Genomic DNA, 26,645 nt, shown 5'->3' on the forward strand with positions numbered 1-26,645 from the left:
GACCTTTTCTTCCTCCATTCCATTCTTGCCTGCAGATGTGGAGGATAACGATGAGAACAAAACTGCGAAAAGAACTGCCGCTTCATTTGATGCTTTTGCCGGGACTGGTGATGATCATTCTGTTCTCCTACGTCCCCATGGCCGGTGTCATGATTGCATTCCAGAAATTCATCCCTGCCAAGGGCTTGTTCGGGGATCAAAAATGGGTGGGCCTCGATAACTTCGAATATGTGATGAACCTGCCAAGCTTCACACAGGTGCTGTGGAATACGCTGTTTATTTCGAGTCTCAAGCTGATTCTGGGCCTGATTATTCCGCTGGTATTCTCGATTCTGCTGAACGAGCTGGCCAGTAATGTAATCAAGCGTTCCGTACAGACAGCGATCTATCTGCCGTATTTCTTGTCCTGGGTCGTGCTTGGCGGCATCTTGATTGATATTCTGTCTCCATCGGGCGGGATTGTGAATGAATTCCTCGGATGGTTCGGTGTCTCCAAGATATTCTTCCTCGGCGACAATGACTGGTTCCCCTTTACGCTGATTGCTTCGGATGTGTGGAAGAACTTCGGTTACGGCACGATTGTATATCTGGCGGCTATAACGGGCATTGATCCCGGGTTATATGAAGCAGCTACCATTGACGGTGCGAACCGCTGGCACAAGACCTGGCATATTACCATTCCGGGCATACGCATGGTCATCGTCCTGCTGTCGGTACTCAGTCTGGGTCAACTGCTGAACGCGGGCTTTGATCAGGTTTTCAATCTGTACAGTCCACAGGTCTATGAGAGCGGGGATATCCTGGATACCTTCGTCTACCGGATCGGTCTGCTCGACGCACAATACGGCGTAGCGACTGCCGTCGGCTTCTTTAAATCGATCATATCGCTTACCTTAATTTCCAGCTCGTATTTCCTGGCTTACCGTTTCGCCAAATACCGGATTTTTTAGAGGAGGGAGTACCCTTGGAGCAACAGCTAACGCCTAAACCGGAGGAATGGACTCCCATTCGCCCCAAAAAACGCTTTGACGGGATTGCGGTATTGAACGCAACCGTTCTGATTCTGGTCTCACTGCTCTGTATCCTCCCGCTTATTCATATTATAGCGGTGTCCTTCAGCTCCAGCGCGGCCGCCTCCGCAGGGTATGTCAGGCTCTGGCCGGTAGATTTCACCTTCGCCTCGTATATGTATACGATGAGCCGCACAGAATTCTGGCAGTCAATGCTTGTATCGCTGACCCGGATCGGGATTGGGACACCGCTGAACTTGTTGCTGACGATCCTCGTGGCCTACCCGCTATCCAAGGAATCACACGCTCTGCGGTTCCGCAGCGTCTATGCCTGGGCCTTCTTCGTCACGATGCTGTTCAACGGCGGGCTGATCCCCTGGTATACCACGCTCAAGGAGTACGGCCTGCTGGATTCCATCTGGGCGCTGGTGCTGCCCGGCGCAGTTCCTGTGTTCAGTGTGGTGCTGCTGCTTAACTTCTTCCGGGAGATTCCGAAGGAGCTGGAAGAGGCGGCGCTGATTGACGGGGCCGGCCACTTCCGGACGGTCTGGTCCATCTTCGTGCCGATCTCCAAGCCTGCGCTGGCTACACTGGCCTTGTTCTCGATGGTGGAGCACTGGAACAGCTGGTTCGACGGCCTGCTGCTCATGGGGAATCCGGCCAACTATCCGCTGCAGAGCTATATACAGACGATAGTGATCCAGCAGAACCTGTCGAATATGTCGCGTGATGCCATGCTTGATCTGGCGCTGATCTCGGACCGGACGCTGAAGTCTTCCCAGATCTTCCTCGGCTCCCTGCCGATTATTCTGGCCTATCCGTTCCTGCAGAAATATTTCGTGAAGGGAATTGTACTCGGCAGTGTCAAAGGTTAACCTCCCGGAAGTTATGCATAAGCCTGCGGCTCTCCCCGGATTCAGGCTATAATGGTGAAAATGATTGCTGGGGGCCTGGGACTGTTGTTCAAAAAGGATTACTCACTGCGCAATACGATATTTCTGCGGCTGATTGTGACCTTTCTGCTCATTATGCTGCCTATTCTTGTCTTCGCCGCTTATCTGTATCAGTGGATTGTGCAAACGGCCAGCAGCGATATCCGAAGCTCGGCCAGCGCGCAAACCGTCTTCTACTTAAATGATATGGAGAATGAGATCGAGCGGATGAAGCTGCTGCAATACAGTCTGCTGGAGGATGAGGATCTGAACAAGCTGGCTCTGACCTGGGAGACGCTGCCGACCATTGACCGCACGGAGAATCTGAATTCGCTGATGAAGCGGCTGTTCATCGTGCAGAACAGCAGCACGTATATCAAGGACGTCAGGGTTCATATCATGACTATAGGCCGCACTATCTCATCGGTTGGCGGCGTGCGTGAGATTGAACTGAAGCGCTTCCGCGAGATCCGCTCGGTCTTCGGGGACCGCCGTTCCCAGGTGATTGAGTGGGATGGCGGCCTGTACCTTAGTGCGATGAAGCAGCGGGGCATCAAGGGGGCGGAGCCGCTGCTGACGGTCGAGATTGAGCTGGACACCCAGGAGCTGCGGGCGGCGCTGGGCCAATTCAATACGTATCCCGGCAGTGGAACGCTGCTGCTCTCCGATAGTGCGAGATTCGCGCTCTACAGCATGACCGGCGAGCTGTCGCAGGCGGAACCGTCCCAGTATGCCCGGGATATCCGCGCGGTGGCCTCCGGGGAGAGGCTGAGGATCGCAGGTGCGCCTTATTATATCGTCCAGACCGGCTCACAGGAGCTTGGCTTGTCCATCTACCGGATCATCCCGGAGGCTATTATCAAGAATCCGCTGAGCAAATTCTATACCTGGGCCTGGGTGTTCGCCGTGTCTGCGCTTGCCATCATCATTGCTTTTGCACTATCGACCTACAAGTTCATTCATAAGCCGATGCTGACGCTGGTGAAGAGCTTCCGGAGAATGGAGCAGGGTGATCTGGACATTCATATCCAGCATGAGTCGAAGGATGAATTCCGTTATCTGTACAGCCGCTTCAACCAGATGGTGAGCAATCTGCACTCCCTGATCGACCAGGTGTACAAGCAGAAGATTATGGCCCAGCGGGCAGAGCTGAAGCAGCTGCAATCACAGATTAACCCGCATTTTCTGTACAACAGCTTCTTCATTCTGAACACAATGGCGAAGACCGGCGATACCGAGCGGATCGAACAGCTTACTACGATGCTGGGGGAATACTTCCAGTTTGTCACCCGGAACGCTTCCGATCTGGTGTCATTGGAGCAGGAGATTCACCATGCAAGGATGTATACAGAGATTCAGGCCATGCGCTTCTCCCGCAGAATTGGGGTCCGGTTCGATGCCTTGTCGGAGGAGCTGAAGAAGGTGCCCGTTCCACGGCTGATTGTGCAGCCGATTATTGAGAACGCGTTCAAGCACAGCCTGGAAAAGAAAGCCATGGAGGGCCTGATCATTGTCCGCTTCGTGCAGGAAGGCCCGGATATCCGCATTATCGTTGAGGATAACGGGGACCGGCTGAGCGATGACACGCTGGAGCAACTGAAAGAGTCCCTTAATGTCTATCAGGAGCAGGCGGAGACCACCGGCCTTGTGAACATTCACCGGCGCATCCGCATAACCTTTGGGGAAGAGAGCGGCTTGCTGGCGGACCGGAGTGAGCTGGGCGGACTAAGGGTAACCATCCTGCTTAGAGCTGGAGGTGAGAATGCTGATGTACAGGATGCTTATCGTTGATGATGAAGAGATTATCACAGATGGACTGGCGGTGATTTTCGGCAAAATGGCGCTTGAGCTGGACATCTACAAGGCCTACTCGGGCCGTGAAGCGCTAAATCTGCTGCACCGGACCCGGGTGGATATTGTCCTGTCTGATATCTGCATGCCCGAGATGGACGGGCTGGAGCTGATGGAGCATATCCGCCGGAGCTGGCCGCAATGCAAAATCGTCTTCCTGACCGGACACAGCGACTTCAATTATGTCTACCAGGCGATTCAGGCTCCGGGCGTCCAGTATGTGCTCAAGAATGAAGGTTATCCGAAGCTGATTGAAGCGGTGATGCGTGCGCTACAGGAATTGAACGACACCATGCAGGTGAATGATCTGATCCGTGAATCCAAGGAGCAGCTGAACACGCTGGAGACCTTGGCACAGGGCGATTATTTCCGCCATCTCATTCACAGCGTCAAGGCGGATCAGGATATGGCCGGGGACTTCGTCCGTCTGAACATTCCGCTGGATGCTTCGCGGCCGGTGCTGATTGCTCTGGGCAGCATCAGTGATCCTGAATCCTCGCGCACGTATATGGACCGCCGGGAGACAGCGCTTGCGGTCAAGTTCCTGTCGGAGAAGCTGCTGAAGGAGCGGACGGTCAGCCTTGGGGTTATCGACCGGTACGGTGACCTGATCTGGCTGATTCAGCCGGGCGGGACGCGAGAGGCTTCGCAGCCGGAGGATTTGGAGCAGATGATTAAATTTCTGGAAGGCACCTTCGAGCTGATTCAGCAGTCGTGCAGGGAATCGCTGGAGGTCGGGATGGCCATCACTCTCAGTGCGGAGGAGTCTGCCTGGTCCAGGCTTCAGGTAGTGTACGATAAAGCGAGGCAGGTTCAGCATTACCGGGCAGGCGACGGAGAGCGGATGGTGCAGAAGGTGCAGCTGAATGAAGCGGCGGCGCCGGATACCATGCGTGACCGGTTCATGCAGGGCAAGGTGGAGACTCTGGCTGCGCATCTGGAGGCGGGCCGTAAGGAGGAATTCCTCCGGCTGTTCGGGGAGATGGCTGAACCTGCTGGGCAGGAATGCACGCGGGGCAACCCTTATTTGACTGAGCTGTATTACACCATTGCTCTGATGCTCATGTCGTATACGAACAGATGGGAAGCGGACCAGGAGATCGGGGCAAGCGGGCTGATGCAGCTGGAGGTCCACCGGACATGGGGAGAAGCCTTCCGTTATCTGGAGGACACCGCCGGGAATCTGTTCTCTGTCCGCAGGAGCGGCGAGCAGAAGCGGGCGGCGGGTGTTATCGACCGGATCTGCATATATATAGAAGAGAATCTCGACCAGGACCTGTCGCTGGTCCGTCTGGCCGATGTGATCCACTTCAATCCTTCCTATCTGTCCCGCCTGTTCAAGCAGGAACGGGGGATCAATCTGTCCGAGTATATCGAGGAGTTGCGCGTCCGCCAGGCCAAAGATCTGCTGCGCAGAGGGGAGCTGAAAGTGTCGGAGGTCGGCTCGCTAATCGGCTACGTCACCCCGCAATCCTTCACCCGGGTATTCAAAAAGTGGACCGGAACCACGCCGCAGGAATACCGTATGGATGTGGTTGGCGGGTAAATGTCCTGCGCTCGTGGCTGGCGGCCACGGGCGAGGGTGGAGCAGGGGAGAGATAACGGGGAAGGTCCATTGGGTGAGAGCGACAGGATGAGAGACGTAAGAATGAGATACATTGGATGAGAAATATTAGAGGAAGATATAGTCGCTCCTTCGGGATGGATGGCGTTGCCTCCATTGTCCGGGGGAGCGATTGTTCGTTGAGGAGAGTAAATGAAAGGGATAAATCCCATTGATGCAGCCAAAAGTCGGCTGGACGGGCGAATGAAAGGGATAAATCCCATTAATGCAGCCAAAAGTTGGCTGGATGGGCAAAAGAAAGGGATAAATCCTATTAATGCAGTCAAAAGTCGGCTGGATGGGCGAATGAAAGGGAAAAATCCCATTAATGCAGCCAAAAGTTGGCTGGATGGGCGAATGAAAGGGAAAAATCCCATTAATGCAGCCGAAAGTGGGCTAGATGGAGAAATGAAAGGGATAAATCCCATTGATGCAGGCGACAGTGATGGTATTAGAGTAACGAGGAGCACCGCAAGTGCCCCTGATATCGGCAGAAGTTAGCTAAATGAGTGAATGAGGAGCAGAAGTGCCCCTGATATTGGTTGAAGTTGGCTAAATGAGTGAACGAGGAGCAGAAGTTGGCTAAACGAACAAATCAGGAGCACAAGTGCCCCTGATTTCACTCTACATAGTCCATCTGCCCCGCCAGAAGTAGGCCAATGGAGGACAGTGAGGCCAACTCTAGCTAGTTTCTTTTACTTATAAATCCGATAATTCCCGCTCAGCGCCAGCATGGTGAAGAAGTATAGACAGTTGTCGTAATACCGCCGTTCTCCGGTGCGCAGCGGGGTGTCCCAGAATAGCTTGACGAAATGCCCGGCATCCGGGCCATCGGCGGCAAGCGAGGCCATGGCCAGAGTGGATAGCAGGCCGACCGGATGCAGCGAAGGCTCGTCGAACGGCTGACCGTCAATGGTATACCGCCGGTAATCAGCCGGATCGATATCGCGGAAGAAAGCCTGAATGCGGTTAGACTGCTCTACCTGCCAAGGATCGCAGCGGAACCATTCATAATCCAGCCCAATGTTGGCGGCGACCCGGTAAGCATCACTGAAGAAGTGGCGGAAGTCGCCATGCGGTTGAGGTTCCGCCGGAGTTCCGTCATAGTTGGCATATTCCGGCGACAGCCCGGTAACCGGGTGGCAGGCCAGATGCAGGTAATCCCGACTCTGAGCAGCGGCATCCTTCCAGAACGCCCGGTCTGCTTCATCCGCTTGCAGCGCAAACAAATCATAGAAATGCGGCAAATGATAGGAGGGATCGCTGAACGGAGTCTCAGGGATGAACTTGATCAGCCGGGTCTCCGGGTCCCACATCGGATGGCCTTCCCCGTCTTCTCCCTTGTGCACACAAGCGCGGAGAATGATTCTGGCCTGCTCGGAATAATTGAACGGCGCGGCTCCGTCACCCCAGCGGCGGGAAGCGAAGAACAGTGCCATCGCGAAGAACTCCTCTCCATCCGGCGCGGGACCGGGAGACAGCCGTGTACCGTCCAGTTTACAGTGCCAGGCGAAATAATCCTTGTAACGGCCTTCCGTATGCTGCATGAATACCTTGGCGAAATTCCAGAGCCGGTCGAACTCCTCCTTTTTATCCATCTGAACCGCCATCATCATCCCGTAGGACATGCCTTCTGTGCGCACATCGGTATTGCCTGTATCTACAATATAACCCTTATCCTCATCCATAGTATGATAGAGCCGGACATCAGGGGCGCCGTAGAACATTTCGTTCCAGGTATCTTCCAGCCGCTGCTGAATTGCCTCCGGACGCAGTCCGTTCTCAAGGAACAGATTTCTGTACTTCCCTGTGTAAAAAGAGCCCTCTGTAGTATTCATCATAACATCCTCCAGGTGAATTTTATTTTGCCCAAGTATATCATAAGCGGCAGTATAGAGATTAAAGCGTTTTCCAGATATTTTATAGAGGATTCCGGCTCCGGCCCATAATCTAAGGATAGATCAAGCTTAGGTGTCTATATGTCATGGACTTCACGCCAAAAGCTTCTCTATACTGATAGGGACATGCTGCAAGATGAATAACAAGGTAAGGGTGATAGAGCTATGAATGAGGTGGCAGAGCTAATGAAGCTTACAGTCTACACGCGCATACCGAACCAGGATTACACCGGGTCTCTCGCCAACAGTGTTCATATGGCCTGTGCAGATGACCCTAACGAATTTCAGCCGCTGAACCGGAACTATGGCCTATTATTTGCCGTGGCCACCGTGGATGAGAACAATGTGATTCATGAAAAAGGACTCAAAAACCCCTATCTGTTCCGTACACAGGATGGTGCTTTCGGGATGATTGCGGTAAGGATTGACGCCTCGGGGGAGGATGACGGGGAGAGCAGGGGGCAGATTCTGCTGTGGACCTCGCCGGATCTGGTGACCTTCGATGCCCAGCGGCTTGTCCGGCTCGATAATGAACGCTATGTAAAAGAAGCCGTCTGCGCACTGGACAGCACTGGCGGATATGAGATCCGCTGGCAGGACAATGACGGCAGCTATTATGTGAACCGGCTGGCCGACCTGCGGAAGCCGGAAGGGATCTCGCCGCCGGAGCCTGCGGAAGCTTACACAGTAGAGCGGCCCGCTCAGCCGCTGCCCGGAACCCGTCCGGGGAATGTGCTGACAGTAGATGGTCCCGCCGGCCGCAAGGTTCAGGCGGCCTGGACCCCGGTGCATAACACCGGTATTCGCGTGGCGGAGCAGGTCAGTGTCCACTCCGCCGGCGAATTGACAAAGGTCAGAGCCACAGCGCTATATTCTGACGGCTCCACTGCCGATAAGCGGGTAGCCTGGGATACCGCAGGGATTGATTTCACCTTGCCGGGAACACATACCATACCTGGCAAAGTGGTCACTCATGACTTGCCGTTCCCGTTAGCAAGCGGCTATGCAGACCCGGTGATTCTCCCCTGGAACGGCAGGTATTACTTCCTGGCTACCAATGACAATGTCAATAATATCGGCATCTATGTCCGCGTGGCAGATACCTTGCAGGACTTATTCGCTCCGGGCTTCCAGGAAGCCGTTATACTGGACCTGAATGAGGAGCTGAACTTCATCCAGACCTTCTGGGCACCGGAATTCCATGTCATCGGCGGGGAGTTGTGCATTCTGTTCGCTGTTGGCGGTAAGGTATGGGGACCGCAATGCCATCTGATGAAGCTGAACCCCGGCGGCGATATTATGAAGGCCGGGGATTGGAGCACGCCGGTCCGGGTGAAGCGGATGGACGGTACTCCATTGGCCGCAGACGGCATTACGCTGGATATGACTTATTTCAAGGCAGACGGCACCTCCTGTGTAGTCTGGTCTTACCGCAAAGGAATCGGAACGCCGCTGGATACCGGCTCCATGCTATACATCGCCACTGTAGATGAAGCGAACCCGGCGGTATTAACCAGTGAGCCGGTGCTGCTGTCGCGTCCGCTGCTGGGCTGGGAGAATGTTCAGGGCACGATTAATAACGAAGGCCCGTATCCGCTCCTGACGGAAGATACCGTGTATATTGCCTATTCCGGCGGGGCGGCAACGGGATATACCTATGCGGTGGGCTGGTTAAGCATTCCACGGGGCGGCGATGTTCTGGATGCCGGTGCCTGGAGTAAGGCGGGCACACCGGCACTTTCTTATTATTCGCTGGACGGGGTGTACGGTCCGGGGCATAATTCCTTTTTCCAGGATGCAGACGGTACTACGCTAGTCCTCTACCACGGGGAAGAGCAACTGGTGAAGCATGGAACGAGATGCTCGGCGATCCACAGAGTCCATTACAACAGTAACGGCGTACCCTTGCTCGATGTGGCCGGGGAGAGAGATGTACATCCGGATTACGCCGACTGCACGATACAGGTAACGGTGCTTGCTTAGTCTGGAGTCACGGCAATTCCACAATGAAACATTAACAACGACAATCTATATAACAAATGGAGGATGTTAGAATGACACAACAACAAGGATTTAACCCCTATTTGCCTTCCTGGGAGTATGTGCCGGATGCGGAGCCTTATGTTTTTGAAGGAAGAGTATATGTCTATGGCTCGCATGACCGATTCAACGGACACGCCTTCTGTCTGAACGACTATGTCTGCTGGTCAGCGCCGGAGGACAATCTGGGAGATTGGCAGTATGAAGGGGTGATCTACAAGACGACAGATGACCCGCTCAACCCGGAAGGCAGCATGTGTCTCTATGCACCGGATGTGACGCAGGGACCGGACGGGCGCTACTATCTCTACTATGTACTTGACAAGGTTTCTGTCGTATCGGTAGCGGTCTGCGATAAGCCGGGCGGCAAATATGAATTCTACGGTTATGTAACCTACGGGGACGGCACGCGTCTGGGCGAACGGGAAGGCGATGAGCCGCAGTTTGACCCGGGGGTATTGACCGAAGGAGACACCACTTACCTGTACACCGGCTTCTGCGGATACGGCGACAAATCCAGACACGGCGCGATGGCTACCGTACTGGGTCCCGATATGCTTACGATTATTGAAGAGCCTGTGTTCGTTGCACCGAGCCAGCCTTACAGCCAGGGAACCGGCTTCGAGGGCTATGAGTTCTTCGAGGCCCCTTCCATCCGCAAAAGAGGGGATATCTACTACCTGATCTATTCCTCCATCTCGATGCATGAGCTGTGTTATGCCACCAGCAGTCATCCTACCCGGGATTTTGTGTATCAGGGAGTCATTGTGAGCAACTGTGATCTGCATATCGATACGTATAAGCCTGCGGACCGGACGATGTATTACGGCGGCAATAACCACGGCAGCATCGTGGAGGTTAATGGAGCGTGGTATATCTTCTATCACCGGCATACCAACGGGACCGCGTTCTCGCGCCAGGGCTGCATCGAGCCGATTACGTTCAGTGAAGACGGCACCATCCCGCAGGTGGAGATCACAACCTCCGGCCCGAACGGCGGCCCGCTGGAAGGACGCGGAGAATATCCGGCTTACCTGGCCTGTCATTTGTTCACGAAGGATCAGGAGATGTACACCGGAGGCTTTGGCAAGGTGGGTGCCTGGATGGACAGCAGGTTCCCGAAGATTACCCAGGACGGCAGAGACGGCGAAGAAGAGGTTGGTTATATTGCCAATATGACGGAGTCGGCGACCGCCGGATTCAAGTATTTTGACTGCAAGGGGGTTAGCCGGGTCTCCATCAAGGTGCGGGGATATTGCCATGGGGAGTTCCAGGTGAAGACGGCTTGGGACGGGCCTGCGCTTGCTTCTATTCCGGTAGGCTTCACCAACGTCTGGAAGGAATATGCTGCGGAAGTGGCGATTCCGGACGGTGTGCAGGCCTTGTATTTCACGTATACCGGCAATGGCGGCGCGCAGTTTGCATCGTTTACGCTGGAATAGACCGGAGGCATCAGACCAGGCATGACACAGACAGCAGGACCAGGGTGCGTGTTCCCGGTGCTGCTGTTTTGTCGTTCACATCGTAGAGCGTACGCTCTCAACCTGCTGCTACACGCCGGAAGAATACCGGGCCTTGTATTCTGAGGGAGTCATGTTCATATAATGCTTGAACCATTTGGAGAAATAGCTGACATGCTGGTAGCCTGACTCCAGTGCAGCCTCCAGCACATTGTATGATCCGCTGCGGAGCAGACTGGCCGCCTGGCTGATGCGGATATAATTCAGATACTCCATCGGGCGCATCCCTGTCTGAGCCTTGAAAAACTTGCAGAAATGCGAGCGGCTCAACGCTACCACGGCGGCAAGCTGATCCAGCTCCAGCCTGTCGCGGGAATGCGCCTCCATATAGCTCAGCACCTCCCGGATCTGCCGGTTATATTCCCGGCCGTGCCGGGTCTCCGCCGCCGGGTTCAGCCTGGTCAGCCCGTATTGATAGCTGTCTGCGATGAACAGCAGTAAGAGCGCCTTCAGGCTCATTTCGTATGCCCCGGGCTTACGCTCATAGCGGCTTAACAGCTCCCTGATCAGCTGAAGCAAGGGGGAGTGGGCGGCATCTGCAGCAGATAACAGAGCGGGAAGCCGGACCTTCCCTTGCAGGACGGGGTCCAGGAACAGCTCCTGTACCCTGTCGGGCTGCGGCGAAGACAGCCAGGAGCCTTTGAACACGATGGAATAATAACAGGTGCCGCCCATTGCGGTGTCCATGCCCGAATGAAGCTCACCGGGATGAACGATCAGGGCATCTCCAGCCTGAATGGAGAACTCGCGGCTCTCAATATGGAAGGTAGCGTTGCCCTCTGCCAGATAGATCATCTCCATTTCGTTATGCCAGTGCACCGGAAGAATGGAATGCACGCGGGCCTGATGCTCCACCCGGTAGATATGCAGCGGGAATTCCGGCTGGCCGTGCAGCTTGTTCTCCCGGTAACGGTGTTCGTACATGATGCCCTCCTCTGAATCGCTATATTGTGATGATATCGCGCAAATATATGTTAGATGAACCGTTATCAATAATAATATCATTATAACCAGAGGAAGTCATAAGGAAGGGTGAAACCATAATGAAACTGATAACTGTTCAATCCGGCGAGGCTGGCGTAAGGCTGGAGACTACAGAGGGGATTATGCATATTGCCTGGTGTACGCCGGGGATTGCCAGAATCCGCTATACGCTGAATGCTGAGCTGAGCGGTAAAGAGAGTCTGATGGTGGTAAGCCGGCCAGAAGCCGAGACCGTACCTTACACTATCACAGACCTGCCCGGCCATCTGGAGATCTCAACGGCGCAGCTAACGATTGAAGTGGATAAAGAGACCTGTGCCTTCAGCTACAGAGCTGCGGACGGCACGCTGCTGACACGGGAGCCGGCCAGAGGCGGCAAAACCCTGGAGCGCACAGAGGTCTATCATACAGTCTTCGATGCTTCAGCAGACACGGTAGAGACCGGACAGGGTGCTGATGGGTTGCGTGCCAGAGCGGAGGGCGTGAACCGGAGACTGGACCGGGAGGCTTTTCATACGAAGCTGGAATTCGAATGGCAGGAAGGTGAAGCTCTGTACGGACTCGGTTCCCATGAAGAGGGGATGATGAACCTCCGGGGACGGCAGCAATACTTGTACCAGCAGAATATGAAGGCGGTTGTACCGGTACTGGTGTCTACACGCGGCTACGGGATTCTGGTAGATTCGGGATCTTATATGACTTTTCATGATGATGCCTTTGGCTCGTACCTCTGGAGCGATGCGGATGAAGAGATGGATTACTATTTCATTTATGGTCCGGAATTCGATCAGATTACGGCGGCAATCCGCTACCTGACCGGAGAAGCACCAATGCTGCCGAAGTGGTCCTTCGGGTATGTGCAGTCCAAGGAAAGATACGTCTCCCAGGCGGAACTCCTTGCCACCGTGCAAGAGTATCGTGAACGTTCGCTTCCCCTCGACTGTATCGTACTTGACTGGCAGTCCTGGACGGGTAATCTGTGGGGACAAAAGACTTTCGATCCTGAGCGCTTCCCCGATCCCTCGCAGATGATGAACCGCCTGCACGCCATGAACGCCAAGCTGATGGTATCGATCTGGCCGATTATGGGCGCGGGCGGGGAGAATCATGAAGAGATGAAGGCACGCGGTTTCCTGCTCGGCAATCAGGCGACTTATGATGCCTTCTCGGAGGAGGCTCGTGCGCTGTACTGGAAGCAGGCCAACGAAGGGCTGTTCGCCCACGGCATTGATGCCTGGTGGTGCGATTGCACCGAGCCGTTCGAAGCGGACTGGAAGGGTGCGGTGAAGCCGGAGCCGGAGCAGCGGCTGCTGATTAATACGGAAGAATCGAAGCGGTATCTCGATCCGGGCTTGATCAATGCTTATTCCATGCAGCACTCCAAAGGGATCTATGAAGGCCAGCGTGCAGCGACCTCTGCGAAACGGGTGATCAATCTGACACGCTCCGCGTTCGCAGGACAGCACCGCTACGGCACGATTACATGGTCAGGCGATATAGCCGCCAACTGGGAGACGCTGAGGAAGCAGATAGCAGACGGCCTTAACTTTTGCATGACCGGTTCGCCTTATTGGACTTTGGATATCGGGGCGTTCTTCGTGAAGAATCACAAGGAGCAATGGTTCTGTAGCGGGGATTATGACGAAGGTGTTGCGGATCTGGGCTACCGGGAGCTGTATGTCCGCTGGTTCCAGCTCGGAGCCTTCCTGCCGATGTTCCGTTCCCATGGCACGGATACGCCGAGGGAGATATGGCAGTTCGGCCAGGAGGGTGAGCTGATGTATGACACGCTGGTGAACTATCTGAAGCTCCGTTACAGGCTGATGCCATACATCTACTCCCTGGCCGGAGCTGTGGCACACCGCAGCTATACTATGTTCCGTGCGCTGGCTTTCGATTACCGGGAAGATGTGCAGGTCCATGCCATCGGCGACCAGTTCATGTTCGGTCCGGCCTTCATGGTGGCTCCTGTGACAGAGGCCATGTATTACGGTCCCGGCTCCCGCGAGCTTGAGGGGGTTCTTAAGCAGCGCCGGGTCTACCTCCCTGAAGGCGAATGGTATGATTATTGGAGCGATGAACGGCTGGAGGGCGGCGTGACGATTGAAGCCAAGGCGGATCTGGAGACGCTTCCCCTGTATGTCCGTGCCGGGTCCATTGTTCCGCTCGGCCCCGATGTTCAATATACGGATGAACAGCCGGAGGCGGTGACGAGACTCAAGGTATACGGCGGCAAGGATGCAGCCTTCACCCTGTATGAAGATGAAGGCGATAATTATAATTATGAGACCGGCGCCTATGCCATGATTGAGCTGAGCTGGTGTGAAGCGGACCGCAGCCTGACTATCGGGAAGCGGGCCGGAGACTATGCCGGAATGCAGGCGGTAAGGCAATTTGCCGTAGAGCTGGCCGGTTATGCGGGAAGCCGCATTGTCACTTATGAAGGGGAAGCTGTAATTGTCCGTGAAGCGGACCTGCAGAGCTGAGACTTCATTCGAAGTGTGACTCATTGTACGCTTGATAGAGAAGCTCTAGTAAGCTCTGTTACTCTTGCGGTAGGCGGCGGGTGTCATGCTGGTGATTCTTTTGAATGTACGGTAGAAATGGGGCAGGCTCTCGAAGCCGCAGGCCATGGCAATCTGCTCGATGGTATAGCTTGATTGCAGCAGGCTGTCCTTGGCGGCAAAAATCCGCTTCGTCGCAATATAATCCGTCACATTCATGCCCAGACGCTGCTTGAAGACCCGGCTGAAGTGGGCCGGTGAGATCGACGCCCGTGCAGCCAGAGAGCTTAGCTCCAGCGGCTGATCCAGATGATCGTTGATATAGCTGAGCGCCTCACGGAACCACTCCGGCAGCAAGGGACTTGAAGCGACAGGCTCAGCGGCTTGCGGCAGGCAGTAGCGGTTCAGATGCAGCAATGTAAGATGAAGCAGCAGCGTAAGCGCCTGCCCGCCGTCCGGCTGATTCTGCTCACGTTCCCGGTGGATCGCATCGATATCATTTTGCAGAATTTCAGCATGCTCTGGAGACAGGGTATACTTGTACTGCTTGTTTGTCTTGGCAGCGTCGAACAGCTTCAGATAGGGATAAGACTCACTGTAGGTATGGTTATGGATCAGGGCCGGGCTGAAAAAAAGGGCGGAGGAGGTCACCGGCTCCTCATTATCGGGAAATCCCCGGTGTACCGTGTTTCCGGGAACGACAATAATGTCACCCGGATGCATCTCATAAAAGGTCTGATCGATGAAAAAGCTTCCTTTGCCGCCGTATACGTAAATGAATTCGTACCAGTCATGCTGGTGGTCGGGCAGCTCGCGCTGCGGACTTTTCGTTTCCTTATAGTCCAGCAGCAGCGTAACCGGCAATTGATGGTCAAAATGCCTGCGGATCGGTTCCATGAAGTCGCCCCCTGAGTTAAATCTCTGCATTCTTACCCACATCATATCAAAATAAGGTATAGATTTGTTTGTTTAAGCTATTTTTATTCCTTTATCGGATGTTTACAATAAGGTGGAATGGAGGCGTTATCATGTATATTGATGCTCACCAGCATTATTGGAAGATAGACAGGGATGATTATGGATGGATTACGCCGGAGATTCCGGTGCTGTTCCGGGATTATCTGCCCGCTGATCTGGAGCCGGAGCTAATGAAGCACGGGATCAGCCGTACGATTGTCGTACAGGCTGCACCTACGGTGGAGGAGACGGAATATATTCTGGGACTCAGCGGGCAGGCGGAGTCTGTCGCGGGCGTGATTGGCTGGCTGGATCTGGCAAGCCCTTCCTTCCAGGCCGAATTCGAGCGCCTCAGCAGACATCCGAAGTTCACCGGGCTGCGGGTGATGATTCAGGAGATGGCGGACCCCGGTGTGCTTTTGACCCGGCCTTATATAGAAGCGCTCTCATATCTTGCGGAGCGGGATGTGCCGGTAGACCTGCTGGTGCTGGCCGATCAGCTTCCGCAGCTCATTGAGATGCTGGAACAGGTTCCGGGACTGCGGGGAGTCATTGATCACCTGGCCAAGCCTCCGATTGCATCGGGTAGCCTGGAGCCGTGGAGAAGCCAAATGGCAGAGGTTGCCAAGCATCCGGGAATTTACTGCAAGCTGTCCGGGATGGTCACTGAAGCAGATCCCCAGGGCTGGACGCAGGAGGATTTCACGGCTTACGTACATGCTGTGCTGGAGCTGTTCGGACCCGGGCGGGTGATGTTCGGCAGCGACTGGCCTGTGTGCCTGATGGCGGCAACCTATGAGGAGGTTGTGGGGATTCTGCGCACAGCACTGCAAGGACGATTGTCTGCGGAAGAGATGGAGCCGGTATTTGGAGCGAATGCTGCTAGATTTTATAAGCTGGATTCACTAATTATAGGAGGTTGAGCGATATGAAATACAGAAAGCTGGGCAATACGGGACTGGATGTCTCCGCATTAAGCTTTGGGGCCTCTTCGCTGGGCAGTGTATTCCGGGAGGTTCCGAAGGATGAGGCTATCCTCACGGTTCATACGGCGATTGATCAGGGGATTAACCTCATTGACGTCTCCCCTTACTACGGCCTGATGAAGGCGGAGACAGTGCTGGGTGAGGCACTCCAGACGGTACCGCGCGACAAGTATATCCTGAGCACGAAGGCCGGACGTTACGGCGAGGGGGAATTCGATTTCTCCAGAGAGCGGATCATCCGCAGCGCGGAAGAGAGTATGGGCAGACTGGGCACAGATTACCTGGATATTCTGCTGCTGCATGATGTTGAATTCGGCTCGCTTACGCAGGTGATGGAGGAGGGGATTCCGGCGCTGGAAGAGCTGAAGCAGGCGGGCAAAATCCGTTACTTCGGCGTCAGCGGCCTGCCGTTGAGTGTGTTCGAGAAGGTGCTGCCGCAGACCAAGCTGGATGTCATTCTGTCCTATTGTCATTATTCGCTGAACGATACCACACTGCTCCGGCTCCTTCCGCTGCTGGAGGAGAGCGGCACAGGGCTGATGAATGCGTCACCCATCTCGATGGGGCTGCTCAGCAACCGTAAGGTGCCGGATTGGCATCCGGCAGGAGCGGAGATTCAGGCCGCATGTCAGCGCGCCGCTGAGTATTGCAGGGACAAGGGAGAAGACATCGCCAAGCTGGCGGTCCAGTTCTCCACCGCGAACGAGCAGATTCCTACGACCTTGGTCAGCACGGCGACGCCAGCCAATATCCGCAACAATATCAAGTGGACCGAAGAGCCGATGGACGAACAATTACTGGCAGAAGTACGCGATATTCTGAAGCCGATTGATGGGGCTACTTGGCCGAGCGGCCGGGCAGAATGGAACGAAGCACCAGGCCGGAACGGGGAGCGCTTATAATGAAGGGAATTATTTGTGAGGAGATCGGAAAATTCGTATTCAGGGAAGATCTGCCGGAGCCGGAGCTGGTGGACGGGGAAGCGGTTGTAAGCATCCGCCGGATCGGCATCTGCGGGACAGATCTCCACGCTTACCGGGGCAACCAGCCTTATTTCACTTATCCGCGTGTGCTGGGGCATGAGCTGTCCGGGATTATTGAGGGCATTGGCGACAACGCGCAAGGGCTACAGGCCGGTGACCAGGTCAGTGTCATTCCGTATCTGCATTGCGGAGAGTGCCGGGCCTGTCTGAGCGGTAAAACGAATTGCTGCCAGAAAATGAGAGTGTTCGGTGTTCACCTGGATGGCGGAATGCGGGAACGGGTGAGTCTGCCTGTCGGCAATCTGCTGAAGACAGACGGGCTGACGCTGGATCAGGCGGCCATGCTGGAGCCGCTGGCGATCGGTGCCCATGCGGTGCGGCGCTCGGGTGTCGGTGAGGGGGAGCAGGTGCTGGTGATCGGGGCAGGACCGATCGGACTGGGCGTGATGGCCATGGCCCGGTACGCTGGGGCGAAGGTCATTGCGATGGATGTCAACGATGAACGTCTGGCCTTCTGCAAGGGCTGGGCGCAGGCAGAGCATACGGTAAGCGCCTTGAAGGAGCCGAAGGAACAGCTATCGGCGCTTACAGACGGCAATTTCCTGCCGCATGTCATTGATTCCACCGGCAACATCTCTTCTATGGAAGGGGCTTTCGGATTGGTCGGGCATGGCGGTACGTTGACTTATGTCGGCTTGGTCAAAGGGAACATTACCTTTAGTGACCCCGATTTCCATGCCCGTGAGATGACGGTGCAGGGCAGCAGAAATGCGACCCGCGAGGACTTCGAACGGGTGATTAGTGCCATTAGGGACGGTTATATTGATGTGGACCGCTATATTTCCCACCGCTGCTCCTTCGGGGAGATGATAGGGCAGTTCGAGAGCTGGCTGAGTCCTGAAACCAAGGTGATCAAGGCGCTGGTGGAACTGGATTAACGGATGAAGCTGGACTAACGGGTGGAACTGACTAACTACGAAGGAGCGGAATTGTAATGAAAAGCAAGGAACACAGCCAGCGGTTATGGTATAGTGAACCGGCACAGAATTGGAATGAGGCGCTGCCGATCGGCAACGGCCGGCTCGGGGCGATGATCTTTGGCAGGGTGGCTGAGGAGAAGCTGCAGCTTAATGAGGATTCCGTATGGTACGGAGGTCCGCGTGACCGCAACAATGAAGATGCGCTGCCCCACTTGCCGAAGCTCCGCCAGCTGATTCTGGAAGGCAAGCTGAGGGAGGCGGAGGAGCTGGCGGCCATGACGATGGTGGGGCTGCCGGAAGCACAGCGCCATTATCTGCCGCTTGGCGACCTGCTACTGTCGTTCGGCGGACATGAGCAGCCTGCTCAGGACTATCAGCGTGAGCTTAATCTCGAATCCGGTGTATCCCGGGTGAGTTATTCCACCGGTGGAGTGCGGTATACCCGTGAGCTGTTCGCAAGCTTCCCGGATCAAGCCATCGTGGTACGGATTACCGCTGACCGGAAGAACGCAATCTCCCTCAAGGCCAGATTCAACCGCCAGAACTGGAGAATGCTGGAGAAGACCGAGAAATGGAATGACAGCGGACTGGTGATGGGCGGGGAATGCGGCGGGCGCGGGGGCAGCTCGTTCGCTGCTGCATTGAAGGTCGTCACAGAAGACGGAACCTGCCGCAACATCGGCGAATATGTGCTGGTGGAGGGGGCGAGCTCGGTTACGCTGCTGCTTGCCGCAGGAACCACATTCCGCCATCCCGATCCGGCGCTGTATGCCAAGCGGCAGTTGGAGGCCTTGAGTATGGTTCCTTATAAGGAACTGCTTGCCCGTCATGTCGCTGATTACCGCAGCCTATACGGACGGACCACGCTGACGCTGCCGGAGAACCCGGAGCTGAGCGGACTACCGACCAGTGAACGGCTGAATCGGTTCCGGCAGGGGGGAGAGGATCACGGGCTAATTACAACCTACTTCCAGTATGGACGTTATCTGCTGATCGCCTCCAGCCGTCCTGGCTCCTTGCCTGCGAATCTGCAGGGCATCTGGAATGACAGCTTCACCCCGGCCTGGGACAGCAAATTCACGATTAACATCAACGCGCAAATGAATTACTGGCCGGCTGAACTCTGCAATCTGGCGGAATGCCATGAGCCGCTGTTCGATCTGATCGAACGGATGCGTGAGCCGGGACGGGTGACCGCGAAGGTGATGTACGGCTGCGGCGGCTTCACGGCACACCACAATACAGACATCTGGGCAGATACTGCTCCTCAGGATACGTATCTGCCAGCCTCGTTCTGGCCGCTGGGAGCAGCTTGGCTGTGTCTGCATATGTGGGAGCATTACCGGTTCAGCCAGGACCGCCAGTATCTGGCGAATGCCTACGATACGATGAAGGAATCGGCACAGTTCCTGCTGGATTACCTGATAGAGGATGAATCGGGCCGGCTGATTACCTGCCCGTCCGTCTCGCCGGAGAACACGTACCAGCTTCCCGGCGGGGAATCGGGCGTGCTGTGTGCCGGAGCCTCCATGGACTTCCAGATTATTGAGGCGCTGTTCAAGGCCTGCATTCAGAGCGCGGAAATCATTGGACGGGATGAGGCATTCCGCGAAGAGCTCCGCTCAGCGCTGAACCGCTTGCCGGGGCCGCAGATCGGTAAATACGGCCAGATTCAGGAATGGATGGAGGATTATGAAGAGGTAGAGCCGGGGCACCGTCATATCTCGCATCTGTTTGCGCTATATCCGGGGGATGCCTTCACAGTGGAGCATACACCGGAGCTGGCGGCAGCGGCCCGTACGACGCTGGAACGCAGACTTGCCAGCGGCGGCGGACATACCGGCTGGAGCCGGGCGTGGATCATTAATTTCTGGGCGCGGCTCCAGGATGAAGGCAAGGCTTATACGAATGTACGGGCGCTGCTGGAGCATTCTACTCTGCCCAATCTGTTCGATAACCATCCACCGTTCCAGATTGACGGGAACTTCGGAGGAACAGCGGGCATCGCGGAGATGCTGCTGCAGAGTCATACAGATAGGATCAGATTGCTGCCTGCATTGCCTGCGGATTGGAGCGAGGGCAGTGTCAAGGGACTGCGGGCAAGAGGTGGCTATACGCTGGACTTCTCGTGGGCGGACGGACATGTTACTGAAGTGATTGTTACTTGTACGGTATCCGGCACATGCCGCCTGGAAGGCCCGGGACTGGCTCCGGTATCGTTCGCTGGAGAAGCGGGCAGTTCGTATACCTTCACCGGGTAGATTAATATTAGGCTGGCTAGTTGACGAATAGGATAGTATAGTAATGTGGGATTGGCGTATTTGCGCCAGTCCTTTTTGCGTGCGTGGTTGGCTAGAACGTCGAGCGGGCCGGATGTAATCGAAAAACCGAACACAATGGAACCGGGAGCGGCGCGCAGGCCCAATGTAGGCGAAAAACCGACCACAATGGAACCGGGAGCGGCGCGTAGGCCAAATGTAATCGAAAAACCGAACACAATTTGTTGGGGGAGTGCGTGTGGGCCAAATGAAGAGCACAAGTGCCCCTGAAATCGCCGAAAGCGGGCCACCGGAGCAAATGAAGAGCACAAGTGCCCCTGAAATCGCCGAAAGTGGGCCACCCGGAGCAAATGAAGAGCACAAGTGCCCCTGAAATCGCCGAAAGTGGGCCACCCGAGCAAATGAAGAGCACAAGTGCCCCTGAAATCGCCGAAAGCGGGCCACCCGAGCAAATGAAGAGCACTAATGCCCCTGTTTCGCCGGATTCCGCCAAAATCCGGCAACCCTTGCAGGCCGTAAGCAGGCTAATCCCCAAGCGCAGCCAGCTCTGAAAGAACGGCAATTCCGCTGCCACGCTGCAAGCAAGCGTTTTCTTTTTATGAATTTTCAGGGGGGAAGACCTATATTCTATGAATTGTAAGCGCATTCTGAAAACGTATAATTAAAGTTGTCACCAGGAGAAATGATAAGCATAAGCGATTAGCCAAAAAGGGGAGGCATAACAACATGCACAAAACGGCAAAACGTTCAGCAGCAGCCGCTGCGGCCGGTGTATTAGCACTCACACTGGCATTGACAGGCTGTGGATCAAGCAATAACACCAGCAACACCGGTACCAAGGATACCGCCACTGGAGGAAACGCCAGCCCGGCAGCAGCCGGAGACGACACGGCTCCGGTAACGTTCTCGGTATTCATGAACGGTCCCGGACAACAGCCAACGCCTGACAATAAGATTCTGAAGCTGATCAAAGACGAAACCGGAATCACCTTCAACCAGGAATTCCTGGTCGGCGACCTGCAACAGAAGCTCGGGGTCATGATTGCCGGGGGAGATTACCCGGACATCCTGTCGGGTGACGACAAATTAATCAATGCCAAGGCATACATTCCGCTGGAGGATCTGATTGAGAAATACGCTCCCAACCTGAAGAAGCATTATGGTGCGGTCTGGAACCAGATCAAGGATGAGAGTGACGGCCACATCTACGTACTGCCAAGCTATGGCGTCTATCAAGGTAAAATTACCGAGCCTACTTATCAGGGACCAGGCTTCTGGCTGCAAAAAGGCGTGCTTGAGGAAATGGGCTACCCTACTCCCAAGACCCTGGATGAGTACTTCGATATCATTGCCAAATATAAAGAAAAACACCCGGATATGATCGGGTTCGAATCACTCAACTTCGACTGGCGCGTGTTCCCGCTGCAGAATCCCCCAGAGCATCTGTCGGGGCATCCGAATGACGGGGCCGTTATTGTAGATAACAATGTAGCACAGATTTTTGCCGACAAGGATATCTCCAAGACCTACTACAAGAAGCTTAATGATATCAACGCTCAAGGCTTGATGGATAAAGAAGCCTTCGTACAGAACTATGACCAGTACCTCGCCAAGATAGCAAGCGGTAAGGTCATCGGGATGTTCGACCAGCACTGGAACTTCCAGGACGGCGAGAAATCCCTGATCTCCCAAGGCAAGCTGGAAAATACGTATATCGGCTTCCCGCTGCTCTATCCGGGCGCAGAAGAATGGTATCGTGACCGCGGAGCGGTCGGCACCAACCGCGGATTCGGAATTTCGATCAATGCCAAGGACCCTGTCCGCATTATCAAATTCTGGGATAAGATGATTACCGAGGATTGGCAGAAGACGCTTCAATGGGGCGTAAAAGGCGAAGATTATGAAGTGAACGCAGACGGCTCCTTCTACCGTACACCTGAGCAACGTGCGAATGCGGATCAGACCAGCTGGCAGGTAGCTAACAAAATCTCAGGGATGTTCGGTTACATGCCTAAGATTCAAGGTACGTACAGCGACGGTAACGCAGCAGATGCCGGTACACAGCCTCAGGAATTCTTCGACAGCCTGAAGCCTTACGACCAGAAAATTCTGAAGGCGTACAACAAGAAATCATGGTCCGAATTCTTCAAGGAACCAAAAGAGAACAATATCTACTTCCCTGCGTATTCCATCGTGCTTAAGGATGGTTCACCGGCACAGCTCGCACAGTCCAAGCTGAATGACCTCATGATTAAGTATTTGCCGAAAGCCATTATGGCCAGCCCTGCTGAGTTCGACGGCGTGTGGCAGGATTATGTGGACAGAATCCACAAGCTGGACATCAAGGCTTATGAAGACCGGATGAATGAAGGCATTCAGCAGCGTATCGAAAAATGGAGCGTTAAATAAACCATTCAATACAGAAGTAGGAGCGGGAAATGCTGTTTCCCGCTCTTCCTAAATAGGAATGCGTGAATAGGACAACGTGGAGAGAATGATTTTTACAGGAGGGAATACAACATGTCTGATGCCGTACTGGACAAACAGGTCAAAAAACAGAAGACCCGAAAAAGAAAAATCGATCCGGAAATCGGTGTGGAACTCAGCTGGAAAACACTGAAAACACAGAAGCAGCTTATTTTTATGTCCGTGCCGATTGCACTCTATCTGATTATCTTCAACTATGTTCCCATTTGGGGCTGGCTCATGGCCTTTCAGAATTACCGCCCGGCGGTGTCCTTCGGCCAGCAGGAATGGGTAGGCTTGCAGCAATTCAAGTTTTTATTCTCTGATGATACCTTTATGCTGGTGCTTCGCAATACCATTGCGATGAGTTTCATTAACCTTGTACTGGGTACGGTTACGGCTATCGGTCTGGCTCTGCTGCTGAATGAGATCAAGCTTAAGTTCTTCAAGCGCGCGGTTCAGTCGATTTCTTATTTGCCGCACTTTCTGTCCATGGTTATCGCTGCGGGGATTGTGTCCACTTCACTCTCCATCGATGGCGGGATTGTGAATGTCGTTCTAATGAAGCTTCACCTGATTAAAGATCCGATTATGTGGCTTAGTGAAGGGAAATACTTCTGGGGCATTATCGGGGCATCGAACGTGTGGAAAGAGGTGGGCTGGGGGACGATTATCTATCTGGCTGCTATTACCTCCATCGATCCTTCCCTGTACGAGGCAGCGTCCATTGACGGCGCGAAACGTTTTCAAAAGATGCGTTATATCACGCTTCCGGGAATCAAGGCTACATTCGTTATTTTGCTGATTATGAACATTGGACATATTCTGGATGCCGGCTTCGAGCTTCAATATCTGCTGGGCAACGGACTTACTGTGGACTATTCGCAAACCATTGATATCTTTGTAGTGAAGTATGGTCTGGCTATGGGTAACTACTCGCTGGCTACGGCGGCAGGGATCTTCAAAACGATTGTCAGTGTCATTCTCGTATTCATCGCAAACAATGTCGCAAAACGCCTCGGCGAAGAGCGATTACTATAGAGGAGGAAGCCCATATGAAAGCCGGGACCAAAGGTTCAAGCCGGATTGAGCCGGTTGTATTTCATACGTTCAACACGATATTTATGCTCTTTGTGGTTACTGTCACGCTCTATCCGTTCCTCCAGACGCTGGCGGTATCCTTCAATGACGGCAGTGACACGCTTACCGGGGGAATCTACCTCTGGCCCCGTGTATGGACGCTGGAGAATTACCGGGCGGTCTTTATATCAGGAACGATCTATCATGCCGCATTTATCTCGGTATCCCGTACGATTATCTCAACGGTGCTTGGTGTTTTCCTTACTACGATGCTGGCGTATGCACTGGCGCAGCCGCAATATATTTTCCGCAAAAAGATCGGCCTGCTGTTCATCCTGACCATGTATTTCAATGCCGGGCTGATTCCGAACTACTTCCTGATCAAGAATATGGGCCTGCTGCATAACTTCATGGTCTATATTCTGCCGAGTCTGGTCAGCGCGTTCAACCTGATTATCATGCGGACGTATATCCGCGGGCTTCCGTTCAGCCTTACCGAATCAGCGAAGATTGACGGGGCGGGTGAATTCAGGATTTTCTGGAAAATCATCTTCCCGCTCTGTACGCCTGTCCTGGCAACCGTCGCACTGTTCATCGCGGTAGGCTCATGGAATTCCTGGTTTGACACATTCCTCTATGCCTCCTCGGATATCAAGCTCAGCACGCTGCAATACGAAATGATGAAGATGCTCGGCTCGATTATGAGTGCGAACAATGATCCGTCGATGCTTGCGGGAGGCCAGAACAATCAGGTCCAGTCGCTGGTTACGCCAGCCTCCATGCGTTCAGCCATTACGATCGTTACAGCAGTTCCGATTCTGTTCGTCTACCCTTTCTTGCAGAAGTATTTCGTGGTAGGATTGAACCTGGGTAGCGTAAAAGAGTAATTGTCAATACGTATTATAGTAAGAAAAATATGTATACTATAACCGTTTCGGGTGCAGCCGAAGCGGTTTCTCCTGTTCAACAGTGGTGAGCCAGCAGATCATAAAAAAACTAGAACAAAGATGGTGATTCCATGCTTAAGGTACTGTTTGCCGACGATGAGCCGATTATGCTGGAGGGGCTGCGCTTTCTGGTGGACTGGAAGGCACTCAACTATGAAGTATGCGGCGAGGCGCTGGACGGGGAGGATGCGCTGCAGCTCATTCACAGCACCCGTCCTGATCTGGTCATCACCGATGTGCGCATGCCGGTCATCGATGGCCTTGAGCTCATTCGAAGAGCCTCAGAAGGCGATTGCCGCCCGAAGTTTATTATTTTTAGCGGCTATGCTGACTTTGAGTATGCCAAGCGGGCTCTGAAATACGGAGTCTCCAACTATTTGACCAAGCCTCTGGATGAAAAGGAGCTGACGGAGGCGCTGCATACAGTAACCGAACAGATTCTTAAAGAACACAAGGCATCCTCACGGCGTGACGCGCTCTCGGCTCTGATGCAGGAGGATACGGTATCCCGGCTCCTGATGCGGGAGAATTCGGAGGAGGAGCGGGAGAAGGGGCTGAATATGCTGGGGATCGGCCCTGCCTCGCGGCTATGCTGTGTCCTGGTCCATGGAGCCGCGCCGGACAGCCTGCAAATGCGCAAGCAGGTCACCGCCATGAGCGGCAAGGAGCCGCTGCGCAGCATCTCAGTCTATCCGTTCACCGCAGGCAGCGGGAAGCACGGGTATCTGCTGGTGTCACCGCAGGAAGGGCCGGCGCTCGACCGGACACTGCTTACCCGGTGGATGGAGGAGATGCGGCCGCTGTACACCACGCCGGTCTTTTTCGCGGCAAGTCTCCAGCATCAGGGCAAGGAGGCCTTGAATACGGCATACCGTGAGGCGCTGGCTGCTGAGCTGTGCAGGCACGATACCACGGGGAGCGATGCCGCCGGCTTCTTCGAGAAGCAGGATAAGTCGCAGATGGCCATGCTTCCGGCAGAGCTGAGACGATCGCTGCTGCAATCCGTCACCGAAGGGAATACCCAGCATCTCACGGATCAGCTTGGCGAGGTGTTCAAGATTTTCTCGGCGGAGGTGGCGTCCAGCTCCTGGATCGACGCTTTTCTGGCCAATGTCAAAGCTGAGCTGCTACGTGAAATTACCGCCAGAGGGGGAGACTATGCGCAGTGGGTGCAGAAATGGTTCCCGTCACGGCATACAGCCAATTGCCTGCCGCTGCTTGAGCGTCAGATAGAGGAGGAGCTGTGTGAGGCTGCAGAGTGGTTCGCAGCGGCTGCGGACGGCAGGGTGGAGGATCAGATTGTGGCCGCAGCGATCGAGTATGTCCGCGGGCATTATCAGGAGAAGCTGAAGCTGCAGGATATTGCGGGGCACCTGCATGTGAACTCGGCCTACCTGGGACAACGGTTCAAGAAATATTACGGCAGCTCCTTTAACGATTATCTCCATGAATTCCGCATTGAAGAGGCGAAGAAGCTGCTGCGCCGGACCGATATGGGTATTTCCGATATTTCAAGCAGAGTGGGCTATTCAGACGCCGATGTGTTCGCCGCCAAGTTCAAGGCGCTTAACGGAGTTACACCTTCCGTGTACAAGAAGAGTTAATTCATGAGGAAGGAGGGGCGT

The 26,645-nt window shown here is 54.5% G+C and carries 19 protein-coding genes; 16 read left to right on the top strand and 3 right to left on the bottom strand.

Going from position 1 to position 26,645, the window contains the following annotated elements; genetic code table 11:
- Positions 1 to 50 precede the first annotated feature (50 nt).
- The 5 genes from NYE26_RS10235 to NYE26_RS10255 all read left to right on the top strand — a co-directional run bounded on the left by NYE26_RS10235 (position 51) and on the right by NYE26_RS10255 (position 5,897).
- Complete coding sequence (locus NYE26_RS10235; RefSeq protein WP_036724972.1) at positions 51 to 950, top strand: ABC transporter permease subunit; 900 nt, start codon at positions 51 to 53, stop codon at positions 948 to 950.
- A 56-nt stretch (positions 951 to 1,006) separates the two neighbouring features.
- Positions 1,007 to 1,885, top strand: a complete 879-nt coding sequence (locus tag NYE26_RS10240) for a carbohydrate ABC transporter permease (protein WP_076074807.1) — start codon at positions 1,007 to 1,009, stop codon at positions 1,883 to 1,885.
- 51 nt (positions 1,886 to 1,936) lie between these two features.
- On the top strand, positions 1,937 to 3,733 hold the full coding sequence (locus NYE26_RS10245; RefSeq protein ID WP_339255526.1) for a histidine kinase: 1,797 nt from the start codon (positions 1,937 to 1,939) through the stop codon (positions 3,731 to 3,733).
- The gene (locus NYE26_RS10250; RefSeq protein WP_339255528.1) at positions 3,711 to 5,339 is read left to right on the top strand and encodes a response regulator; all 1,629 of its coding nucleotides are present in this window, start codon (positions 3,711 to 3,713) and stop codon (positions 5,337 to 5,339) included. The genes NYE26_RS10245 and NYE26_RS10250 overlap by 23 nt, the downstream gene beginning before the upstream one ends.
- A gap of 210 nt (positions 5,340 to 5,549) precedes the next feature.
- Positions 5,550 to 5,897 carry a hypothetical protein gene (locus NYE26_RS10255; protein WP_339255530.1) on the top strand — a complete coding sequence of 116 codons (348 nt, stop codon included), beginning with the start codon at positions 5,550 to 5,552 and terminating at the stop codon, positions 5,895 to 5,897.
- Positions 5,898 to 6,091: 194 nt separating this feature from the next.
- Here NYE26_RS10255 and NYE26_RS10260 read toward each other — a convergent pair whose 3' ends face one another.
- Positions 6,092 to 7,234 (bottom strand): glycosyl hydrolase family 8, encoded by a 1,143-nt coding sequence (locus tag NYE26_RS10260; protein ID WP_339257431.1) that lies wholly within the window; start codon positions 7,232 to 7,234, stop codon positions 6,092 to 6,094.
- Positions 7,235 to 7,459: 225 nt separating this feature from the next.
- Between NYE26_RS10260 and NYE26_RS10265 the strand changes: the two genes are divergently transcribed.
- Entirely contained in the window at positions 7,460 to 9,277 is a 1,818-nt protein-coding gene (locus NYE26_RS10265; RefSeq protein WP_339255532.1) for a family 43 glycosylhydrolase, read from the top strand.
- Positions 9,278 to 9,348: 71 nt separating this feature from the next.
- Positions 9,349 to 10,776, top strand: a complete 1,428-nt coding sequence (locus NYE26_RS10270) for a family 43 glycosylhydrolase (RefSeq protein WP_339255534.1) — start codon at positions 9,349 to 9,351, stop codon at positions 10,774 to 10,776.
- Positions 10,777 to 10,884: 108 nt separating this feature from the next.
- Here NYE26_RS10270 and NYE26_RS10275 read toward each other — a convergent pair whose 3' ends face one another.
- Positions 10,885 to 11,778, bottom strand: coding sequence for an AraC family transcriptional regulator (locus NYE26_RS10275; protein WP_339255536.1), 894 nt, complete (start codon positions 11,776 to 11,778; stop codon positions 10,885 to 10,887).
- A 119-nt stretch (positions 11,779 to 11,897) separates the two neighbouring features.
- On the opposite strand from NYE26_RS10275, the gene NYE26_RS10280 reads away from it, so the two are divergent.
- The gene (locus NYE26_RS10280) at positions 11,898 to 14,324 is read left to right on the top strand and encodes a TIM-barrel domain-containing protein (RefSeq protein ID WP_339255538.1); all 2,427 of its coding nucleotides are present in this window, start codon (positions 11,898 to 11,900) and stop codon (positions 14,322 to 14,324) included.
- A 45-nt stretch (positions 14,325 to 14,369) separates the two neighbouring features.
- On the opposite strand, the gene NYE26_RS10285 is transcribed toward NYE26_RS10280, so the two are convergent.
- Positions 14,370 to 15,239 carry an AraC family transcriptional regulator gene (locus NYE26_RS10285; RefSeq protein WP_339255540.1) on the bottom strand — a complete coding sequence of 290 codons (870 nt, stop codon included), beginning with the start codon at positions 15,237 to 15,239 and terminating at the stop codon, positions 14,370 to 14,372.
- 131 nt (positions 15,240 to 15,370) lie between these two features.
- Here NYE26_RS10285 and NYE26_RS10290 point away from each other — a divergent pair, with 131 nt between their 5' ends.
- The 8 genes from NYE26_RS10290 (at position 15,371) to NYE26_RS10325 (ending at position 26,624) form a co-directional block, all read left to right on the top strand.
- A complete protein-coding gene (locus NYE26_RS10290; protein ID WP_339255542.1) occupies positions 15,371 to 16,222 on the top strand; it encodes an amidohydrolase family protein in 852 nt (283 codons plus the stop codon).
- A 5-nt stretch (positions 16,223 to 16,227) separates the two neighbouring features.
- Complete coding sequence (locus tag NYE26_RS10295; protein ID WP_339255544.1) at positions 16,228 to 17,187, top strand: aldo/keto reductase; 960 nt, start codon at positions 16,228 to 16,230, stop codon at positions 17,185 to 17,187.
- Positions 17,187 to 18,206, top strand: a complete 1,020-nt coding sequence (locus NYE26_RS10300; protein ID WP_339255546.1) for a zinc-binding alcohol dehydrogenase family protein — start codon at positions 17,187 to 17,189, stop codon at positions 18,204 to 18,206. Before NYE26_RS10295 ends, NYE26_RS10300 begins: the two co-directional genes overlap by 1 nt.
- Positions 18,207 to 18,262: 56 nt before the next feature.
- Positions 18,263 to 20,509, top strand: a complete 2,247-nt coding sequence (locus NYE26_RS10305) for a glycoside hydrolase family 95 protein (protein WP_339255548.1) — start codon at positions 18,263 to 18,265, stop codon at positions 20,507 to 20,509.
- Positions 20,510 to 21,253: 744 nt separating this feature from the next.
- On the top strand, positions 21,254 to 22,936 hold the full coding sequence (locus NYE26_RS10310) for an extracellular solute-binding protein (protein WP_076073607.1): 1,683 nt from the start codon (positions 21,254 to 21,256) through the stop codon (positions 22,934 to 22,936).
- A 111-nt stretch (positions 22,937 to 23,047) separates the two neighbouring features.
- Positions 23,048 to 24,034 (top strand): ABC transporter permease subunit, encoded by a 987-nt coding sequence (locus NYE26_RS10315; protein ID WP_339255550.1) that lies wholly within the window; start codon positions 23,048 to 23,050, stop codon positions 24,032 to 24,034.
- 14 nt (positions 24,035 to 24,048) lie between these two features.
- Complete coding sequence (locus NYE26_RS10320) at positions 24,049 to 24,960, top strand: carbohydrate ABC transporter permease (protein WP_036724944.1); 912 nt, start codon at positions 24,049 to 24,051, stop codon at positions 24,958 to 24,960.
- A 131-nt stretch (positions 24,961 to 25,091) separates the two neighbouring features.
- Positions 25,092 to 26,624: a response regulator transcription factor gene (locus NYE26_RS10325; RefSeq protein WP_339255552.1), complete on the top strand. Its 1,533-nt coding sequence runs from the start codon at positions 25,092 to 25,094 to the stop codon at positions 26,622 to 26,624.
- Positions 26,625 to 26,645 lie beyond the last annotated feature (21 nt).

The organism is Paenibacillus sp. FSL P2-0136, from assembly GCF_037975325.1.
In the GTDB taxonomy this organism is placed as follows: domain Bacteria; phylum Bacillota; class Bacilli; order Paenibacillales; family Paenibacillaceae; genus Paenibacillus_AQ; species Paenibacillus_AQ silagei.

Coding starts and splice junctions, on each gene's coding strand:
- NYE26_RS10235 (WP_036724972.1), top strand. CDS start 51: ATGAGAACAAAACTGCGAAAAGAACTGCCGCTTCATTTGATGCTTTTG.
- NYE26_RS10245 (WP_339255526.1), top strand. CDS start 1,937: ATGGTGAAAATGATTGCTGGGGGCCTGGGACTGTTGTTCAAAAAGGAT.
- NYE26_RS10250 (WP_339255528.1), top strand. CDS start 3,711: ATGTACAGGATGCTTATCGTTGATGATGAAGAGATTATCACAGATGGA.
- NYE26_RS10255 (WP_339255530.1), top strand. CDS start 5,550: ATGAAAGGGATAAATCCCATTGATGCAGCCAAAAGTCGGCTGGACGGG.
- NYE26_RS10260 (WP_339257431.1), bottom strand. CDS start 7,234: ATGAATACTACAGAGGGCTCTTTTTACACAGGGAAGTACAGAAATCTG.
- NYE26_RS10265 (WP_339255532.1), top strand. CDS start 7,460: ATGAATGAGGTGGCAGAGCTAATGAAGCTTACAGTCTACACGCGCATA.
- NYE26_RS10270 (WP_339255534.1), top strand. CDS start 9,349: ATGACACAACAACAAGGATTTAACCCCTATTTGCCTTCCTGGGAGTAT.
- NYE26_RS10275 (WP_339255536.1), bottom strand. CDS start 11,778: ATGTACGAACACCGTTACCGGGAGAACAAGCTGCACGGCCAGCCGGAA.
- NYE26_RS10280 (WP_339255538.1), top strand. CDS start 11,898: ATGAAACTGATAACTGTTCAATCCGGCGAGGCTGGCGTAAGGCTGGAG.
- NYE26_RS10285 (WP_339255540.1), bottom strand. CDS start 15,239: ATGGAACCGATCCGCAGGCATTTTGACCATCAATTGCCGGTTACGCTG.
- NYE26_RS10290 (WP_339255542.1), top strand. CDS start 15,371: ATGTATATTGATGCTCACCAGCATTATTGGAAGATAGACAGGGATGAT.
- NYE26_RS10295 (WP_339255544.1), top strand. CDS start 16,228: ATGAAATACAGAAAGCTGGGCAATACGGGACTGGATGTCTCCGCATTA.
- NYE26_RS10300 (WP_339255546.1), top strand. CDS start 17,187: ATGAAGGGAATTATTTGTGAGGAGATCGGAAAATTCGTATTCAGGGAA.
- NYE26_RS10305 (WP_339255548.1), top strand. CDS start 18,263: ATGAAAAGCAAGGAACACAGCCAGCGGTTATGGTATAGTGAACCGGCA.
- NYE26_RS10310 (WP_076073607.1), top strand. CDS start 21,254: ATGCACAAAACGGCAAAACGTTCAGCAGCAGCCGCTGCGGCCGGTGTA.
- NYE26_RS10315 (WP_339255550.1), top strand. CDS start 23,048: ATGTCTGATGCCGTACTGGACAAACAGGTCAAAAAACAGAAGACCCGA.
- NYE26_RS10320 (WP_036724944.1), top strand. CDS start 24,049: ATGAAAGCCGGGACCAAAGGTTCAAGCCGGATTGAGCCGGTTGTATTT.
- NYE26_RS10325 (WP_339255552.1), top strand. CDS start 25,092: ATGCTTAAGGTACTGTTTGCCGACGATGAGCCGATTATGCTGGAGGGG.